The organism is Peribacillus sp. SIMBA_075, assembly GCF_046534585.1.
The window spans coordinates 1-256 of record NZ_JAWRYN010001025.1; the positions used below are offsets into that span (position 1 = coordinate 1).

Genomic DNA, 256 nt, shown 5'->3' on the forward strand with positions numbered 1-256 from the left:
CTAGGCAAAATCGACGCACCCGTTTTACCAGTGAAAGGGATGGAGGAACCATGGCAATATCGTAATAAGGCCCAAATTCCATTTTCCACAAATGACGCCGGTCAAGTGATTGCTGGTTTTTACAAAACAAAATCGCATACGATTGTCGATATGGATCGCTGTCTCATTCAAACGGGCGAGGCAGACGCAATTCTTTCTGGTCTAAAAAAAGAATTAACTGCTATCGGCATGCAACCATACAATGAGGCATCACATG

The 256-nt window shown here is 43.8% G+C and carries 1 pseudogene; it reads left to right on the plus strand.

From position 1 onward, the window contains the following. A pseudogene (locus SB775_RS31405) lies at positions 1–256 on the plus strand (23S rRNA (uracil(1939)-C(5))-methyltransferase RlmD); the annotation flags it as partial.